Source organism: Streptomyces sp. ADI95-16 (genome assembly GCF_003721495.1).
Taxonomy (GTDB): domain Bacteria; phylum Actinomycetota; class Actinomycetes; order Streptomycetales; family Streptomycetaceae; genus Streptomyces; species Streptomyces goshikiensis.
Map to the genome: position 1 here is coordinate 443,955 of NZ_CP033582.1, position 15,859 is coordinate 459,813.

Annotated in this window: 14 protein-coding genes; 8 read left to right on the forward strand and 6 right to left on the reverse strand. The window is 72.5% G+C overall.

All coding sequences use genetic code 11. From position 1 onward, the window contains the following. Positions 1–85: 85 nt before the first annotated feature. The 5 genes from EES41_RS38885 (at position 86) to EES41_RS41940 (ending at position 7,073) form a co-directional block, all read left to right on the forward strand. On the forward strand, positions 86–877 hold the full coding sequence (locus EES41_RS38885) for a calcium-binding protein (protein ID WP_123083240.1): 792 nt from the start codon (positions 86–88) through the stop codon (positions 875–877). A gap of 68 nt (positions 878–945) precedes the next feature. Next, a complete protein-coding gene (locus tag EES41_RS43985; RefSeq protein WP_174261876.1) occupies positions 946–1,728 on the forward strand; it encodes a calcium-binding protein in 783 nt (260 codons plus the stop codon). A 280-nt stretch (positions 1,729–2,008) separates the two neighbouring features. After that, complete coding sequence (locus tag EES41_RS38895; protein WP_254211924.1) at positions 2,009–3,592, forward strand: S8 family peptidase; 1,584 nt, start codon at positions 2,009–2,011, stop codon at positions 3,590–3,592. A gap of 837 nt (positions 3,593–4,429) precedes the next feature. Beyond that, positions 4,430–6,721 carry a serine hydrolase gene (locus tag EES41_RS43565; RefSeq protein WP_254211890.1) on the forward strand — a complete coding sequence of 764 codons (2,292 nt, stop codon included), beginning with the start codon at positions 4,430–4,432 and terminating at the stop codon, positions 6,719–6,721. A gap of 208 nt (positions 6,722–6,929) precedes the next feature. Further along, positions 6,930–7,073, forward strand: a complete 144-nt coding sequence (locus tag EES41_RS41940; protein ID WP_164496203.1) for a hypothetical protein — start codon at positions 6,930–6,932, stop codon at positions 7,071–7,073. Between the two features lie 259 nt (positions 7,074–7,332). Here the strand turns inward: EES41_RS41940 and EES41_RS38910 are convergent, their stop codons facing one another. From EES41_RS38910 to EES41_RS38920, 3 genes are all read right to left on the reverse strand, one after another. After that, a complete protein-coding gene (locus EES41_RS38910; protein ID WP_123083242.1) occupies positions 7,333–8,034 on the reverse strand; it encodes an alpha/beta fold hydrolase in 702 nt (233 codons plus the stop codon). Positions 8,035–8,306: 272 nt separating this feature from the next. After that, on the reverse strand, positions 8,307–10,331 hold the full coding sequence (locus EES41_RS38915) for a serine protease (protein WP_123083243.1): 2,025 nt from the start codon (positions 10,329–10,331) through the stop codon (positions 8,307–8,309). A 164-nt stretch (positions 10,332–10,495) separates the two neighbouring features. Next, positions 10,496–11,323, reverse strand: coding sequence for a cytochrome c-type biogenesis protein CcmH (locus EES41_RS38920; RefSeq protein ID WP_164496204.1), 828 nt, complete (start codon positions 11,321–11,323; stop codon positions 10,496–10,498). A 294-nt stretch (positions 11,324–11,617) separates the two neighbouring features. Between EES41_RS38920 and EES41_RS38925 the strand changes: the two genes are divergently transcribed. After that, positions 11,618–12,007 carry a hypothetical protein gene (locus tag EES41_RS38925; protein WP_123083245.1) on the forward strand — a complete coding sequence of 130 codons (390 nt, stop codon included), beginning with the start codon at positions 11,618–11,620 and terminating at the stop codon, positions 12,005–12,007. 21 nt (positions 12,008–12,028) lie between these two features. Here the strand turns inward: EES41_RS38925 and EES41_RS38930 are convergent, their stop codons facing one another. Both EES41_RS38930 and EES41_RS38935 read right to left on the reverse strand, forming a co-directional pair. Next, the gene (locus EES41_RS38930) at positions 12,029–12,916 is read right to left on the reverse strand and encodes an oxygenase MpaB family protein (protein WP_123083246.1); all 888 of its coding nucleotides are present in this window, start codon (positions 12,914–12,916) and stop codon (positions 12,029–12,031) included. 71 nt (positions 12,917–12,987) lie between these two features. Further along, on the reverse strand, positions 12,988–13,896 hold the full coding sequence (locus tag EES41_RS38935) for an alpha/beta fold hydrolase (RefSeq protein ID WP_123083247.1): 909 nt from the start codon (positions 13,894–13,896) through the stop codon (positions 12,988–12,990). Between the two features lie 146 nt (positions 13,897–14,042). Between EES41_RS38935 and EES41_RS38940 the strand changes: the two genes are divergently transcribed. Both EES41_RS38940 and EES41_RS38945 read left to right on the forward strand, forming a co-directional pair. Further along, on the forward strand, positions 14,043–14,660 hold the full coding sequence (locus EES41_RS38940) for a TetR/AcrR family transcriptional regulator (protein ID WP_123083248.1): 618 nt from the start codon (positions 14,043–14,045) through the stop codon (positions 14,658–14,660). 140 nt (positions 14,661–14,800) lie between these two features. Continuing rightward, positions 14,801–15,235 carry a DUF6234 family protein gene (locus tag EES41_RS38945; RefSeq protein WP_250569208.1) on the forward strand — a complete coding sequence of 145 codons (435 nt, stop codon included), beginning with the start codon at positions 14,801–14,803 and terminating at the stop codon, positions 15,233–15,235. A gap of 19 nt (positions 15,236–15,254) precedes the next feature. Here the strand turns inward: EES41_RS38945 and EES41_RS38950 are convergent, their stop codons facing one another. Further along, positions 15,255–15,800 carry a MarR family winged helix-turn-helix transcriptional regulator gene (locus tag EES41_RS38950; protein WP_174261877.1) on the reverse strand — a complete coding sequence of 182 codons (546 nt, stop codon included), beginning with the start codon at positions 15,798–15,800 and terminating at the stop codon, positions 15,255–15,257. Between the last annotated feature and the right edge of the window lie 59 nt (positions 15,801–15,859).

Sequence of the window (15,859 nt, forward strand, 5' to 3'; positions counted from 1 at the left end):
ATTCTGATCGATTCCCTCTGAGCTCCTTTGCGTCTCTCCACTCGCCTGGTCCCGACGTCCCCGAACGTTCTTCAGGAGGCAGACCATGAGCAAGGCGTCCCAACGACAACGCCGCACCCTCGCCGTCGTGACGGCGGTGCTCGGCACCACGCTCGGTCTCACCGGCCCGGCGGGTGCCGCTCCCGCCGCCCGGCCGGCCGGGATGTCCGCGGCCGGCACGCTGGTGGGCAAGACCGGCACCACCGTCACCGTCACAGCCGCCGTGGGTCTGAGCAACACCATCTCCGTGTGGCGGGCCGGGGACACGATCCGGGTCAGGGACACCGGTGACACGGTGACAGCCTTCGGCGGGTGCACCGCGGTCAGCGCCAATGAAGCCGTTTGCCGAGGCGCCGGCGACCTCACCGAACTCGTCGTCAACGCGGGTGACCAGGCCGACGAGGTGACGTCCTCCCTCGCGAGTCCGGGAGTGACCCTCATCGGTGGCGCCGGGGACGACAGCCTCTACGGCGGGAGCGCCAACGACACGCTGGAAGGCGACGAAGGCTCCGACTTCCTCGCCGGGGGAGACGGCAACGACACCCTCATCGGCGCCAGCGGCCGGGACCGGCTCTTCGGCGGCCCGGGCAACGACTCGATCGAGGGCCGGGGCGGCGCCGACACCATCAACGCGGGGGCCGGAAACGACGTGGTGAGCGGCGGCAACGGCAACGACCACGTGGTCGCCGGAACCGGCAACGACTACGTGGAGGGCGGCGCGGGCCAGGACAGCCTCGACGCCGTCGACGAGATCGGCGGCAACGACTACGTGCTGGGGGGCGCCGAGGCCGACACCTGCCGGGCCGACCTGGGCGACAGCGTCACCGACTGCCCGTGACCGGCACCCGGAAGCGGCGCTGGGACCCGCCCGCGCCGCACGGGCCCACGACGAAGGAGACACACCCCATGACCCTGCGCCCCCTCTACGCACTGCTCGCGACGGCAGCCCTCGTCTGCGCCGCGAGCGGCGCCACCTCCGCCTCGGCAGCACCGCTCGCGGCCGGCCCCCGGCACCTCGCCGGCGCCACCGTGGTCGAGATGTCCGGCGGAACCCTGCTGGTCACCGCCGGCCAGGGGGTGGCCAATGACATCACCATCCGCCGTCAGGGCAGCGTCGTCATCGTGTCGGACGCGGCAGCCGAGGTACGCGCCGGAACCCTCTGCGCGTCACGCTCACCGGGCAGCGCGGAGTGTCCCCTCCCCACGGCCGTACAGGCCTACGGCCAGGACGGTGACGACTCCGTCACCGTCTCCCCGAACCTCGACGCTCCCGCCACCCTCTACGGGGGCAGCGGCAAGGACACCCTCAACGGCGGCCCGCACGCCGATCGGCTGGTCGGCGACGAACCGCCCGGGATCCTCGGCTCCACGGCGGCGACTCCGGGCAACGACACCATCAACGGAGGGCCGGGCAACGACACCATCTTCGGGCTGGGGGGCAACGACACCATAAGCGGTGGGCCGGGCAACGACACCCTCAACGGAAACGAAGGCAATGACACGCTCAACGGGAACGGCGGAAACGACACGCTGACCGGAGAAGCCGGCAATGACACCCTCAACGGCGACGAGGGTACCGACACCCTCGACGCCACCGACGGCGTCAACGGCAACGACAGCCTCGACGGCGGTGTCGCGTTCGACTCCTGCACGCGGGACCCCGGGGACCCGATGGTCAACTGCCCCTGAGCGCTGCCGCGCATCGGCCGTCGCGGTGACGGCCACTTCGCGCAGCGGGATCAGCCGGCCCACGGTGCTCCGCGCCGCGCCGCTGCGCCGGTGAGACGGGTTTTACTCCCGCGACACAATATGTTCGCGTAAACATGGGAGACTTCCTGTGGCATCAGCTCGGCGGTGGCTCGCGAAATGTCATGGACATGACCTAGCAGGACCTCGTGCGGGCCACCCCGGAGTGCTGTGCCAAACCCCCTGTCGTGCACCACTTACGAGGAGGACCCTCGTGTTCGTGATGCGTCACATCCGTCCGCACTTAACCGGCATCGCCGCGACCGCGGCTCTGGCCGTCGCGCTCGGCACCGGCTCCGCGCTCCCCGCGTCGGCGGCCGAAAGCAACGCACAGGCGCAAGGCGCCATCGAGAACGCCGGAGCTGCCGGGACCGTTCCCGGCAGCTACATCATCACCTTGAAGGACTCCGCCGCCCGCTCCACGACCGTCGGCGGCAAGGCCGTGGCCGAGCGGTACGGCGCGAAGATCGACCGAACCTACTCCGCCGCCCTCAACGGCTACTCCGTCGAACTCTCCGAGGCGCGGGCCAGGAAGCTCGCGGCCGACCCGGCGGTGGAGTCCGTGGTGCAGAACAGCGTCGTCGCCCTCGACGGCGGCTCCACCACCCAGCCCGACCCCCCGTCGTGGGGCCTGGACCGCATCGACCAGCGTGCGCTGCCGCTCAACCAGAGCTACAGCCACCCGGACCAGGCCGGTGAGGGCGTGACCGCCTACATCATCGACACCGGAGTGCGGATCACCCACAGCGACTTCGGCGGACGCGCCGCGGACGGCTTCGACGCCATCGACCAAGACAACACCGCCCAGGACGGCAACGGCCACGGCACCCACGTCGCCGCCACGGTCGCGGGCTCCCTGTACGGCGTTGCCAAGAAGGCCAAGATCGTCGGAGTCCGCGTCCTCGACGACTCCGGATCCGGCACGGTCGACCAGGTCGTCGCGGGCATCGACTGGGTGACGCGGAACGCCGTCAAGCCGGCCGTGGCCAACATGTCGCTCGGCGGCCGCGCCAACTCGGCACTCGACACCGCGGTGCGCAACTCCATAGCCTCCGGAGTCACCTACGCCGTCGCGGCGGGCAACGAGTACACCGACGCGAGTACCAGGTCTCCGGCGCGAGTCGCCGAAGCTCTCACCGTCGGTGCCACCACCAGCAGCGACACCAAAGCCTCCTACTCCAACTACGGCAGCACCCTCGATCTGTTCGCGCCGGGCTCCTCCATCGCCTCGGCGTGGAACTCCGACGACCACGCCTCGCAAGTGCTCTCGGGTACGTCGATGGCGACCCCGCACGTCACGGGCGCCGCGGCACTCCGCCTCTCGCAGCACCCGCGGAGCACCCCGGCGGAAGTCGCCGAGGGCCTCGTCGCCGCGGCCACTGCGGGTGTCGTGGCCGGCCCCGGACCGGGCTCCCCGAACCTGCTCCTGTACGCCGGTGACAGCACCACCACCCCGCCGGACCCGGGCAATCGCTTCGAGAACTCGGACGACTACCCGATCGCCGACAACTCCACCGTCGAGTCGCCGATCACCGTCACCGGGATCACGGGCAACGCGCCGGCCGCGCTGCGCGTGCCGGTCGAGATCCGGCACACCTGGGTCGGCGACCTGCGGGTCGACCTCGTCGCCCCCGACGGCACCGTCTACAACCTGCGCAACCACACCGGCGGCAGTGACGACGACATCGTCCGGACCTACCAGGTGGACGCCTCCGCCGTGGTGGCCGACGGGGTGTGGAAGCTCAGGGTCGCGGACCTCGCGAACGGCGACACAGGGAAGATCGACTCCTGGGCCCTCGTCTTCTAGGCGCGGAGGAGGGGGCCGGAGCTGACGGCACCCGCTGAACTGCGGCGAAAGGTGAAAGGCAGGGGCGGCCGGTGCACCGGCCACCCCTGCTGCCGCCTCCGCCCGGGGCGGGCGGCCACCAGGGAACCGATTCGCTGGAGTCGGCCCCTCCGCGGCTCCCGCCAGTGGCCGCCGCTGACCGTTCCACCGCGCGCGCTGCCCGGGCGCGACGCCTCTCTCACCGACCGGTTCACAAGGCGAGTTCCTCTTGGACGGTCCCGGCGCGACGTGCGGCCCGCCCCCGGCTGGCGTCCGGGCGCGGTGCTCGCGTGCCTCCTTGGAGGTCTCCTTGTATGCGCCTCGTGCCCCTGCTTAGCGCTTTCCCCGCCTCGGCCTGCCGTGCGCGGCCGTGATCGCCGGTCCCGTCAGTCCGGCGCCCGCTGCCGCCGCTCGGCCTCCTGCCGCGACGATGGTCGACGTGCGGGCGTTTGGTGCCGACCCGTCAGGCCGGCGGGACGGAGCGGCCGCCGGGAAGGCGGCCGTGCGCCACGCGAAGAGGTCGTGCGGTCCGGCGCCGACGGCATGCGGTACGCCCACGGTCACCGCCGAGGCCCCCGGCAAGCCCCTCATCACACCCGTCACGCCCAGCCCGGCCGGCGGACCGACGGACGGCACCGCACCACACTGCACCCGTTCCGGTGCCGAAGTATGACCAGACGGTCACAGGATCCGGTTACGGGAACGGACGGGGCACGGCGTGCATCTAGCCGGTATATCGGCAAGATCCGGGCGGCCACCGCCCACCGCGCGAGCGGGGGGCGGTGGCCGGCCGGGAGCGAGCGGCAAGGTGGGGCAGGAATGAAGGCGGTATCGGTGGCGGGCGGTTCCCCGGACACCCCGGAGACTCCGGAGCCGGAAGGAACCGAGATCCCGGCAACGAATCCCGGTACCGGCGACGCGGACCCCAGTCCCGACGACGCCAAGAAGCCCACCCCCGCGGCGAGCCCAGCCCCCAACCCACCGACCGCCCCGGACCCCGAACCGGCCGCCGCCGCGCCCCCGGAGCCGGACGCCGAAGCCGACGCGGAGGCGGAGGCGGAACCCGAGTCGGACGCCGAAGCGGACCCGCAGCCGGGCGCGGACGCGGACCCCGAAGCGGACGCCGATACGGATGCCGAAGCGGACGCCGAGCCGGGCGCCGACACGGAGCCGGGCACCGACACGGACCCGGAGCCTGGCACCGACGCGGACGCGGGCACCGACGCGGACACGGACCCGGACCCGGAGCCGGGTGCGGACGCGGGCGTGGATGCCGAGTCGGAGCCCGAGGCGGGCGCCGGCACGGACCCGGAGCCGGGTGCGGACTCTGGGTCGGCCGCAGACGCGGCTGCTGACGCGGACCCGGAGACGGGCGCCGAGCCGGGCGCCGACGCCGTAGCGGACCCCGAGACGGAACACGCGGCTGCGGCCGCGGTCGAGCCGGAGGCGGCCGAGATCGCTCCCGGGGCCGAAGCGCGCCCCGACGGGGAGCCGTCCGGCGGAGCCAAGTCCGTAGCCACACCCGAGCCCGATCCCGAGCCGGAGGCCGCCGACGGAGCCGGGACCGTATCCGAGCCGGAGGCGGAGCGCGGCGCGGGCGGCGCGTCCCGGCGGGTGCCGGCCTGGGCGCGGGGCGACGAGGCCGACGCGGAGCGGACCAGCACGCTCGTGGCCCTGAAGGAGCTGGACGCCCCGGCGAAGAAGGCCACTTGGCCGGTAGCCGTACCGCAGCACCAGACCCCGTCGCCGGCCCCCGCCCCCGGCACGGGGGAGGTCGTCGAGCCCACCCGCGAGGTCCCCGCGCCCGCGCCCCCCGCACTGGACCTGCTGGCCGAGCTCACCAACACGCCCGCTCCGCCGGAGACCCCGCGCCGCACCGCGATCCGCCGCGTGAAGATCTGGGCGCCGATCCTGCTGGCCCTGGCCGGCGCGGTCGTCGGCGGGCAGCTGCTGCGCCCGCTGCCCGAGCCGCGGCTCGCCGCGTCCGACACGGCGTACACCCTCGACGGGCAGTTCTCCGTACCGTGGCCCGCCAAGGGCCAGGGCGCCCTCCGCGTCCCCGGCTCCGGCGACATCGGCACCTTCGGCGAGCAGAAGCCGGTCCCCACGGCGAGCGTCGCCAAGGTGATGACGGCCTACGTGGTCCTCAAGGGCCACCCGCTGCGCAAGGGCGACCCCGGCCCCCAGATCGAGATCGACGCGAAGGCCGTGGTGGACGGCGCCTCGGAGCACGAGTCCCGGGTCGAGGGCCTCGTCGCCGGTACGAAGTTCAGCCAGCAGGACATGCTGAAGATGCTCATGATCCCGTCGGCCAACAACGTGGCCCGGCTGCTGGCGCGCTGGGACAGCGGTACCGACTCCGAGGCCGCCTTCGTCGAGAAGATGAACGCCGCCGCCAGGGAACTCGGCATGACGAACACCACGTACACGGATCCCAGCGGCCTGGACGCCGCAACGGTCAGCACGGCCGCCGATCAGCTGAAGCTGGCCGACGCCGTGATGAAGGAGGAGGCGTTCCGCGCGGTGGTGGCGCTGCCGAGCGCCGAGATCAAGGGGCTGTCCACGCCGCTGTACAACAACAACACCCTGCTCACGGCCAACGGCCTCAGCATCCGCGGCATCAAGACCGGGTCCAGTACGCCCGCGGGCGGCGCGCTGATGTGGGCGGCGTACAAGTCGGTCGGCGACGAGACCCCGCTGATCCTCGGCACGCTCATGGACCAGCACGTGGACGGCCCGGACCTCAACGGGGAGAACAGCCTGGTCCTCGTGCAGGCCAACAGCAAGAAGATCATCGAGGCGGTACGGCAGGCGCTCGCCTCGGCTCCGACGGTCCGCAAGGGCCAGCAGGTCGGCCGCGTGGACGACGGCCTCGGCGGCAGTACGCCGCTCGTGGCCACGAAGGACCTGAACGTGATCGGCGTTCCTGGCCAGCGGCTGAAGCTCACCCTGCGGCCGGGGGCCGCCAAGGTCCCGCACACCGCGAAGGCGGGAACCGAGATCGGCGTCCTGACGATCGGTGACGGGGAGGGGGCGAAGAGCGTGCCCGTGGCGGTCGGAACCGAGCTGGCGGAGCCCTCCTTCACCGCCCGGGTCAGCCGCCTGGGCTAGGGCGGGTCTTCCGTCGCTGGTGTCCCAGCGCGACCGGCCGCGGGGCGGCGCGTCCGCCCGGTGACTTGCGCCGGTGCGGCCGCTCCCCGCCGCCCGCGGGGGCGGGCGGGGGAGTCCTGAACCGGTCTCGACCGGCGGGTGCCGGATGGGGGTGAATGGTCCCGACCGCGTGCGCAGCGCACCGCCCTGACCGTTCACAGGGGGAACCATGCGTCTCAAGACCGCCGCGGCGGCCCTCGCCGCGAGCGCCGTACTCACCGTCCCGGCCGCGGCGGCCACGCCCTCGTCCGACACCGCCGGGCCGCGCCCGCCGGGCCGTGTGAGGGGCGTCACAGGTGTGGATCCGCGGTAGCGGGACATACGCGTCTTCGGCTGGAGCTGAGCGGCTCTAGTGGGCTGGGCCGTGCGCGCCGACCTGTCCGGTGCGCACGGCCTCCACACCATCGACCGCCCTGCCCGGCCACCTCCCCCATACGCCCTGACCTGCCATCCCCCCCCGGTCGGTCAGGGTCCGGCCCCGTCCAGCCACTCCCCCCTCGGCTGGCCGGGGCCCTTTCCTTGCCACGGGACCACGGATCCGCCCGGGCGGATCAGGGGGCGTCAGTCACCGCTCAGGAGGTGGCTCCCGAGGCGGCTTCGGCGATGAGGGCCGCGACATCGGCGGGCTTGGACACGTACACGCTATGGCTGGCGGCGGTCTCGGCCACGGTGGCCCCGGCCCGTTCGGCCATGGCGCGCTGGGCCGGCGGCGGGATCATGCGGTCGTCGCCCGCGACCAGGTAGAAGCTCGGCTTGTCGCGCCAGGCGGGGTTGACGACGGTCCCCGCCAGGGCGTCCGGCCCCCAGGGCACCTGGGAGTCGGCCAGGAAGCGGGCGTCGGCGGCGGGCAGGTCCGCTGCGAACGCCTCGGCGAACTTCTCCCGGTCGAGGAAGAGGTACCCGTCCGGGGTCGCCACGATCGGCGGAACGGGCGCGCCGGGCGGCGGGTCGGCGATGAGGGTGTTCACGGACTCGTCCTTGTCGGGCGCGAAGGCGGCGACGTAGACGAGCGCGCTGACGTTGTCGTGGTTGCCGGCCTCGGAGATCACCGCGCCGCCGTAGGAGTGGCCGACCAGCACGGTCGGCCCGTCCTGGGCGTCGAGGACGAGCCGGGTCGCCGTGACGTCGCCGGCGAGGGAGAGGGTCGGGTTCTGGACGACGCTCACCCGGTATCCGTCCGCGCGCAGCAGGTCGTAGACCCCCCTCCAGCCGGACCCGTCGACGAATCCGCCGTGGACCAGAACGACGTTCCGTGCCTGTGGTGTGGTGCTCATGATGCGTCAGCTCCTCGAAGCGTTGCTCATTGAGTGTGGACGTGCACACGGCCGCGGGGGGATCGCCGCCCCGCAGCCTAGACCGGTGGCCCGGTGCCCACCAGATGCCGTGCCGCGCCAGCGCCGAAGTCCACCGCGCGCGATCTGACGCCCCGACAGGTTCCGGCCAGGCCGTCCCGCCCGGTCAGCCGAGGTCCGCAAATGCCTGGTGGGACGGAAGGCGGCACCGCCGGTCGTACCGGTGGTGCCGCCTTCCTGTGCGCCCCCGTGGCTCAGGCCGCGGGCACGAGGGTCCGTTCGCTGCCGAGGTTGTTCATCCGGGTGTTCTGGTACATGGTCGTCTCGCCGTCGGTCCAGCGGATGACGAGGTCGTTGGTGAGTCCGTCGCCCGTGAACTGGCCGGTGGTCATGATGACGCTGTGGGTCCAGGTCTTGTTCGCACCGTGGATCTGTTGCTGGCTGCCCAGGCCGCCGGTGGTGGTGCCGACGTAGTTGTCGAGTTCACCGGTGGACCAGCGGACCATGAGGTCCCACTTCTGGTTGCCGGAGAACTGGCCGGCGGTCAGCAGGGTGGCGTCCTTCCAGGTGTCGTTGGGGTCCTTGAGCTTGTACTCCTGGCCGAGGGTTCCGGCACCGACGTTCGTGAAGAGGCTGAGTTCGCCGTCCGACCAGCGCACCATCAGGTCGGTGACGTAGGTGGTGGCGTTGAACCGGCCGGCGGCTATCTGGGTGGCGTGGCTCCAGATGGAGCCGGAGCCGGCCATCTCGGTGCCGATGCCCAGGCCGTTGGAGCCGACGTCCGCGTGCAGGGTCATCCGGCCGTCGTCCCAGCGGACCAGGAGGTCGAACTGGTTGGAACCGGCGAAGTCACCGGCGGTGATGGTGGCGATGGGCTTCCAGGTGTCGTTGGGGGCCAGGAGCCGGCGTTCGGACCCGAAACCCCCGTTGCCGTCGCCGGGGTACAGGGTGACTTCGCCGTCGGTCCAGATGACGAGCAGATCGCTGTGACCGGTGCCGGAGAAGTTCCCGGAGGTCATCTGCTTGGCGTGCTTCCAGAGTTCGCCGTCGCCCATGGAGTAGGGCAGCGGCGGCTGCTGGTAGGGGCCGTAGTCGGTGTGCTTGTCGTTCTTGGCGTCGGCGTAGAGCCTGAGGAAGTGGTCGCCGTGCATGGGGCTGTAGGTGATCTGGTTGTACCGGGGGTCCGATTCCCCGACGTCCATGCCGCCGCCGTTGTAGCCGCCGACGTTTCCGATGATCTCTCCGGTTCCCGTCTCCCAGTTGATCTTCGAGAACCAGGGACCGCCGGAGACCCCGCCCCACATGCCGGCGCACTCGACCCGCATCTGGTTGAAGCCCGGCAGCGCGTTCGTGCGGGCCGGGCAGCGGACCGGGTGGCCCTCCGGATTGTGCTTGACCTTGGGGTAGCCGATCATCGTCACGTCCTGGTCGAACCGGGGCGTGCGCACGAGGGTGTTCGCACCCACCACGTCCTGCACCTTCTTGCCGCTGGGCGACAGGGAGACCTTGGCGAACGCGTAGTCCAGGTCCGAGGTGGCCTTCATGGTGTTGTGCTCGTACTGACGGTCGAAGTACCAGTCCTTGCCGTCGATCTTGTAGAACCCGTAGGTCTGCTTGTCCAGAGTGGCCTCGGACCGGTACCAGGGCACGAAGACCGCTTTGCCGCCGCTGCAGTGACCGGCGGTCAGGATCAGGTTGTGGCCCGGACTGTCCACGACGCTGGCCGAGCACGAGTAGGCGTGCGCCTGACCGGTCGTGGGGTCCTTCGTTTCGTAGACGAAGACGGTGCCGACGGACTTGGCGCCGAGGAAGTGCTCGGCCGTGGGCATGTCGAGTGCGCCCATGGACCGCGCGGCAGCGGAGCCCTCCGCCGCGGCGCCTGACGCGGGGCGGCCCGGGTCGGTGGCGGACGCCATGCGCTCCGGCGTCCAGAACTTGAGCACGTCCTCATCCGTCCAGCCCGCGTCCCCGCCGTTCGGCGGGGCGACGGCCTCGGGGCTGCCGGACGCCGAGCTCGACGGGGAGCCGGACGGAGAGCCGGACGGAGAGCCGGACGGAGAGCCGGATGGAGAGCCGGACGGGGTCTCCGGAGCCGACGGGGACGGCGTGTTCACGGCCGGAGCGGACGGGCCGCCCGAGGCGCTGGGCGCCGGGGCGGCCGGCTGTCTGCCGAGCGGCACGGTCAACGTGGGGCTGGGCGACGGCGTGGGCGTTCCGGCGGCGTACGCGGTGGTGCCGCCACCTGCCATGAGCAGTGCCCCGCAGGCGGCGAGGGCCATGCGGGCAAGTACGTGCCGAGGGCGCGCGGAAGGTGTTCTGGGCGTCAAGGAAGAGACTCTCTGGTCAGGAGACGAGCACTCTCGCCGAGATCGGCGAGAGGCAGGCGAAGGCCTCCCACGGCGGCTCTGGACGCGGGGAGGAAAGACGGCTGGTGCTGGTCCGGTTACGCGGTACCGGTGTTCTTCCGGCGCAGGCGCAGGCGCAGGACGATCCCCGCCCCGCACAGCACGGCGAGAACGGCCGGGACACCCCAGAGCGCCCAGGAGCGGGAGGGGGTGACGGGCTCACCGGCCACGCTGATGCGCGTGGTGTGGGTCTCGCGGCCGTTGTGGCTGGTGACAGTGAGGGGATACGTCCCGACGGGCAGGTCGTCGCGCAGGGTCGTGTGGCCCGTGAACAGAATGGATCCGTCGTCACACTTGCACGCCGGATCCTCCGGGCCGTCCCTCCGGATCTTCACGTCCCGTTTGAACGCGGGGGACTTGGCCACCAGTACGTCTTCACCCGGCAGGGGATGCGCGTCCCCGAGAAGGACATTGACACGGCTGCCGGGACGGACCGGATCCCCCAGAACCGTTTCTTCCTGCCAGACGCCGAACCGCCCGATCCGGGCCGGCCCGTACGGCGAGACCTTCAGTTCCGCGGAGGTGACCACGCGGCCGTGGCTGGTGGCCACCAGCGAGTACGTCCCCGGATCCACGTCCATCCGGACGGTGGCGCCCGCCTGGTACCGGTCCGGGTCGGAGTCCGTGGCCCCCTCGGCCCTGGGGACCAACCGCACCGGCTCCACCAGGGCCGGAGACGTGACGGACACCTCGTCCCAGCCGGCGGGCATGTCCAGAACGGTGATCCGGAACTCGTCGCCCTGCTCCACCGGCTGCTGCCCGTCCCCACGGAACATCAGCCGGGGCCCGGACGACGGGCTCGGACCCGCCACCGCGGTGCGCGCGACCGGGCCCGCTTCGGCGGCCACCGCGGGCACAGGATCCACCAACGGCAGCACGGCGACGGCGGTCAATACGGCAATTCCGGCAATACGATGAAAACGATGAACCATGCTTTTCCCCCTTGGCGATCTGCCGTCCGGACGAGTCATGTCCGGTACGGAGGATCGCCTCCCCGTCCTGCTCACTGTACCCGTACACCGCGTTGTGTGAATGGGGTTAATTGCCCGTCACCGAGGCCATCCCACCGGCGGCCCAATTCACTGGAAATCGCCGAACTCGCGAAATGGATTGGTTGATCGCAGAATTAGTGTGCGGGGGTACGAAACCAGGAGGCGGCCGTGAGCACCGGGGTCGATCAGCGTTTCCACCTCGACCAGGACGGGCACTCGATCACCGTCGTCCGGTCCTCGGGCGGGCGCCGTACCGAGCTGCTCGTCGACGGCAGGGTGGTGGCCGCCACCCGGACGCGCCGTCACGCGCCGACGGAGCTGGCGGGCGAGTTCGCCGGGGGCGGCGTCCCCCGCCGCTTCACGGTGCGCGTCGGGCGGGCGGACATCCCCGGCGGTGAACCCCTGTGCACCCTGGAGACCGGCGGGCAGTCGTACCTCATGCCGGTCCTCCCGCTCACCCCGGCCGAGCAGTGGCCCGCCGAGCCCACGCCCTCGCCGCGCACCCCGGCCGAGATGTGGGCCCGCTGGCGCGAGCACCGCCGCCGGCCACCGCCCTGACCCGGAACGCGCCCTCGAAGATCAGCTGCCGCCTCCAGCGCCGCGCCGCGGCGGGGGCATGGCCCAGCGGATGGCGCCGGTCAGCGCGTGTCCGGCCGGGCGTACGCACATCCGCTCCACCAGGGGCGGACAGGGAAGGCCGAGGAGCTCGCGGGCCCACGGCGGCAGCAGCGCGACCGCGTTCGCCGCGAGTACCGCGTACGGAGCGAGGGCGGGCACCGGCAGCGGCGGCCGGAACAGCAGGAAGCGCGCGGCCTCGCGCGCCTCCCGGGTGGCGCGCAGCTCGGGCCGGTACGCGGCCAGCCGCGCGGCGAGGGCCGCCCGGTCGCCGGGCGGGGCCGCGGCCCCGAGGACCGAGGCGACCCGGGCGGTGTCGGCGAGGTAGCCGTCACAGCCCGTCCCGTCCAACGGGGCGGCGCCGAACCTCTGGTGGGCCCCGAGGAACGAGGCGACCTCGGCCACGTGCACCCAGCCCAGCAGGTGCGGATCGGCGGCCCGGTACGGCTCGCCGCCCGCGGTCACCCCGGACACCCGGCGGTGTACGGCGCGCACCCGGGCGACGGCCCGCTCGGCGTCCTCGGCCCGGCCGAACGTGGTCACCGCGAGGAAGGTGCTCGTGCGCTGGAGCCGGCCCCAGGGATCGCCGCGATAGCCGGAATGGGCGGCTACGGCCGCCATGGCCAGCGGGTGCAGCGACTGGAGCAGCAGGGCGCTGAGCCCGCCGATGAACATCGACGCGTCCCCGTGCACCCGGCGGATCGGGCGGTCGGGGCCGAACCAGCGGGGGCCGGGCGCGTAGTGGATGCGGTCGCGGTTCTCCGGCCCCGCGGGCCCGGCGACACGGCTGAACAGACTGCGGCCGAGGTACTCGCGCAGCTGCTCGACACCGGGCGGCGCCACCAGGTTCATGTCCCCATTGTCCCAGCTGTCCCCGCAGTCCCCGCTGTCCACGCTGCCCCCACCGCTCGCGGGTTCGGGCGTCACTTGCTCCGGAGGGCGCCCAGCGGGGCGGGGTCGTTCTCCAGGGCGGTGACCGCAGTCTTCCAGCCGGTGTCCCCGGGGAAGAGGGCGCTGCGCAGGAACGCCGTGCTGAGCTGTTGGACGAGGGCGACGCGCGCGGGGCTCTCGTCGGTCGTCTCGGCGACCTCGTACCCGGGGATGCCCCCGAGCGAGTGCTCCGCGCCGAACAGCGTGAGCAGGCTCTTGGGTCCCGGGCTGTAGACGTACGGGTCGGTGAACCAGTCCGGTCCGCGCGTGGACAGGTGGGACCGGTCGTTGTCCCCGGCGACGATGAGGGCCGGAGCGGCCATGGTCTCGAAGGACGGCCTCATGAAGGGGAGGTGCTCGGCGGCGAACGGGGTGAGGTCGTCGCCCAGGCCCGTCAGGGCGAGCAGTACGCCCGCGCCGGCCCTCGGATCGGACAGGTCCGCGCCGGGCAGGCCGTCGGGGCCGAGGACGCGCGCGCCCAGGAGCGCGCTCGCCGTCTGGGCTCCCCAGGAGTGCCCGGCGACGGCGACGCGGCCGCGGTCTAGGCGCCCGGCGAGGCCCGGTACGGCGGCCTCCAGCACGTCGAGTCCGTCCAGCACCCGGGTGAGGTCCTCGATGCGGATGCGCCAGATCCGCGGCGTACGCGGGTCCTCGTGCGGGATGCCGAGCGTCCGGGAGTCGAGGTGCGTGGGCTGGACGACGACGAAGCCGCTGGCGGCCCAGTGGTCGGCGAGCGGGGCGTAGCCGTTCATCGACCAGCCGAAGCCGTGCGAGAAGACGATGACGGGCAGGTCGCCACCGGTCGCGGGGGCGCAGACGCGGACCTGGAGGTCCTCCCCGCGCTCCGGGGCGGCCAGGACGACCGGCTTCGCGGAGATCACCGTCGTGGGGGAGTCGGACATGGAAGTGCCTTCCTTCGGGTGCGGCGCGGGCGCGGCATGGCCGGCGGTCCCGCGGTCTGCCATCATGAGCAAAACGGAACCTCGCTCCGCAAACGATACGGAACGCTGTTCCGTTTCACAAGGCTGCTCGGGAAGGGAGTGCCGTGTTGAACGACGGCAACAGGCAGGAAGGCCAGGAAGGCCAGGAAGCCCAGGAAGGCACCACGGCCGGATCGAAGCGCAAGGACGTCCGGCGCAACCAGCGGACCCTGCTGGACGCGGCCGCGGCGGTCTTCGTCACGTCGGGAGTGGAAGCGCCGGTGCGCGACATCGCGGCCAAGGCCGGCGTCGGCGTCGGCACGGTCTACCGCCACTTCCCCACCCGCGCGGACCTCGTCATCGCGGTCTACCGCCACCAGGTCGACGCCTGCGCCGAAGCCGGCCCGGCCCTGCTGGCGGCGGGCCCGACCCCCCACGCCGCCCTCGAACGGTGGGCCGGCCTCTTCGTCGACTTCCTGGTCACCAAGCACGGCCTGGCCGGCGCGATGCAGGCCGACAACGCCGGCTTCGAGACGCTGCACGCCTACTTCCTCGACCGCCTCCTGCCGGTGTGCGCCGAGCTCCTCGACGCCGCCGCCGCGGCGGGCGAGATCCGCTCCGACCTGACCGCGTACCAGCTCATGCGCGGCATCGGAAACCTCTGCATCGGCGCCGAGGCCGACGCCCGCTACGACGCGCGCCGCCTGGTGGCGCTCCTCGTCGCGGGCCTGCGCCAAGTGCGCTGACGGGCCCGGGCCCTCCGCATGAGTGAGGGGTCGTCGGATTTGCGGACCGGACGGTGGGCGGCGCCGCCGCGCATCGCGGCCGGGGCGACCTGAGTGCGCGTACTCATGCGCCCCCGTGACCGGACCGGCAAGGTGGGGGCATGACGTACGCACCCACTGAGCCCGCGCCCCGGCCCCGGCGCGGCCGGCCCTGGTCGCGCAGGACGCCCCTCGGGCGGGACATCGCCCTGGGCGTCGTACTGTTCGTCGTCGAGGCCGCCGTCCACTTCTCGGTCCGCTTCGGGCACGGCATGGAGATGTGGGCCGCGCAGGGGGACGAAACCCGGATCGAAGCGGCACGGCTCGCGGACCTCGCCTCGATGCGGCACTTCCTCGTCGCCATGATCGTGTTCGTCGTACTCGCGCTGCTGTTCCGCGCGCCGTGGACGGTGCTGTCACAACTCCTGGCCGCCGGAGCGGCGGCCGCGCTGCTCGTACTCGCGCAGCACGACTACGACCTCTCCCACCCGCGCCCCGCGCCCGCCCCGAGCCCGGGCTACTCGCCCTGCTACAGCGGCAGCGGACGCTGCAACTGACCCCCGCCGCGCGCTCGTCCTACCCGAGTCGCGGAGCCTCCGCCTCCGCGCACGCGGAGTCGGCGGCGGCGCGTACGAGGTTCTGCTCCAGGCACTCCAGGGTGCGCAGGGCCGCGGCGCGTTCGTCGTCGGAGAGGCCCGCCGTCGAGATCTCTTCGAGCTGACTCCAGACCCGTTCCACCTCATGGCGCAGGGCCTGGCTGGCTGCCGTGGGTTCGATGAGCGAGGCGCGCCGGTCGGTGGGCGAGGGCCGGCGGCGGACGAAGCCTGCCTGTTCCAGGCGCCGGACGGTCCGGGTCATGGTGGCGGCGTCGGAGTCCATCAGCCGCACCAGGTCGGCCTGCCGCTGGGGGCCGAGTTCCCACAGGTGCATCATCACCAGCTCCTGGCCGGGGTGCAGGCCGATGCGGCGCAGCAGCTGTCCCGCGAACATGCGGTGCAGGCGGGCCAGGCGGAAGATCGCGTGGCTGACCGGGCCGCCCTTGGCGGCGCCCGGCATGGGGACGGTGCCCTCCGGCACCGTCCCCACGGCGCCGTTCCCGGCCTCCGGAGTGGACTGCGTCATCTCGTACCCACCTTTCCTGCTTGGTCAGGATGATTCTACCGCCGGCCCGCGGTCCTCCG